The organism is Parvibaculum sp. (assembly GCF_035325945.1).
In the GTDB taxonomy this organism is placed as follows: domain Bacteria; phylum Pseudomonadota; class Alphaproteobacteria; order Parvibaculales; family Parvibaculaceae; genus Parvibaculum.
The window spans coordinates 1-2062 of sequence record NZ_DAOKYX010000007.1 but is presented as its reverse complement, the minus strand read 5'-3'; the positions used below and the strand labels follow the sequence as shown (position 1 = coordinate 2062).

2 protein-coding genes are annotated in these 2062 nt (G+C 57.0%); one reads left to right on the top strand and one right to left on the bottom strand.

Going from position 1 to position 2062, the window contains the following annotated elements:
* The first annotated feature begins 185 nt into the window (after nt 1–185).
* On the top strand, nt 186–1268 hold the full coding sequence (locus tag PKA57_RS05585) for an omptin family outer membrane protease (protein WP_324298366.1): 1083 nt from the start codon (nt 186–188) through the stop codon (nt 1266–1268).
* A 77-nt stretch (nt 1269–1345) separates the two neighbouring features.
* Here PKA57_RS05585 and PKA57_RS05580 read toward each other — a convergent pair whose 3' ends face one another.
* Nucleotides 1346–1888: a hemerythrin domain-containing protein gene (locus tag PKA57_RS05580; protein WP_324298364.1), complete on the bottom strand. Its 543-nt coding sequence runs from the start codon at nt 1886–1888 to the stop codon at nt 1346–1348.
* Nucleotides 1889–2062: the final 174 nt, after the last annotated feature.

Below are 2062 nucleotides of genomic sequence, written 5' to 3'. Positions count from 1 at the left end.
GGCGAGGAGCATCAGGCGAACTTGCCCGGCAGCACGACCCAATATCCGAACTGGCGCCGGCGTCTTTCCCGTGACCTGTCGGAACTCTTCAGCGATCCCGCCATTCGCCGCCAGATGGAAGAAATCACCGCCGAGCGCGCCCATCGCCGGTAATTGTCGATTGGCATCGGAGACGAATCTTGCCAATGGGTGTGCTGCGCTGTGACGGCCAGGAGAGCTTCAAGGTTCTCGCCTTGAGCGACCGCTGTCGACGGCCTCCAAACATTGTCTATCGCTTCTACAGCCCGCCGGGAACCATGACGAAATTCAAACGGCTTCCGATGATTGCCTTCAGCCTGATTGCGGCTTCATTCCATCCGGCGATCGCCGCCGATCGCGCGGACGACATGGTGGTCGCCGGAGCGGGCGAGGGCATCGTAATGTTCGGCGGCATTGGCTATACGTGGCTGAGGGGCACCGAGCTCGTTTATTCCTCCACGGGCGATCGGATCAGCCAACTGGACTGGGAAACGCAGGCTCCGGCACTGACCGGAACATTGAAGGCCAGGCTGAGCGACTTCTGGACGGTTTCGGGTACGGCAACGATCGGCTTCTCGGGCGACAGCCATATGGAAGACCGTGACTGGCTGACGCCGTTTTCACCGAGTTTCGATTTTGACGACTGGTCGGATCTTTCGGTCCATCCGGACACGAAGCTGGATCGCTATATCGATCTGAGCATCGCCGTCGGCCGGGATTTCGCGATCAGTGACAATGCAGTGGTCAATCTGCATGGCGGCCTCAAATACACCGATGTGAAATGGACCGCTTATGGCGGCTCTTTCGTCTACAGCACCAACGGTTTTCGAGACGACGTCTTCAGCCTCGTCAATGGCGAGCGGAACATCACATTTGAGCAGCGCTATCCGGGCGTCTTCCTCGGCGCTGAAACGACCGTCACCGGCGGCCGATGGGCGTTCACGGGTTTGCTGCGTGGAGGCATGACCGTCGGCGCGACCGACACGGACCATCACTGGTTGCGCGATCTGCGCTTTGAAGACAAATACGGCGCCATTTCATTTCTGTCGCTGGGCGCGAGAGTGGATTACAGCGTGCTGAGCGAGACGCGCGTCTTCCTTGCGGCGAACTACGACAAGTATTTTCGCAAGGTCGGCAACTCCGACTTCTACGACATCAATACAGGCGAGCATCTCGGAGGCGAAAAGAAAAGCGCCGGCGCGAAGTTCGAGGCTTTCACCGTCTCATCCGGCGTGCGGATAGCTTTCTAGGCGTTGGTCGATATCAATCTGAATTGTCTCTCGCCGATAGCAGGCCAGTAAGAGGGTCTACGTGTTTCCATCCTCTGTCACGGCTTGAGGTATTTCGCCTTAAGTTCCTTAAGCATGTCATGAAGCTGTTCGTGGCGACCCGCACCCATTACGTTCTCTTCATGACGCTCAAAGGCGGAAACGAGGCCGTCCATGATTCCCGACGCAACGACGCGATCGGCCATGGGAAAGAGGATAGTGTTTTCCTTCTCGATATGTGCCCTCATGTGGGCGGCATAGGCTATCGCTGCTTTGGAAAATTGTGTCGGCGAGATCACTGGATCGGCTGCATCGGCCATTGCCGCAACTAGTGCGCGGCCCTGTTCGTGTTCCGAGAGCATAGCCGATACCAGCCCTCCGTCTTCCGGCAGGCCTGCTTCAACGATTGCAGGAAACAACAGGCCTTCTTCCTTGCCATGGTGGCAAGTGTCCGCAAATTCCCGCAGGAACCCCAGAAAACGCATCACGTCCGCTGATGTCGCGTCTCCTTGGCTTGCCTCGTCGGAAATTTTATCGAGGATTTTAAGGGCCATCAGGATGGCATCATGTTCGTGCTTCAGAACATCAATAGCCTCACTCACAATAGCCTCCCATAGATTTTATCGCGTGGACTGAATGGTCAAGCATCAGACATAGAGCTGGTTCATTCTCTCGACCAGTTCAAGATCCTTGATCAGGGGGCCGCAGGCGGTTTCGGGGACACGAAGTTTGGGAGTCGTAATGGAAGCGGAGGGGGCGGCAATGTGTCCGGATTC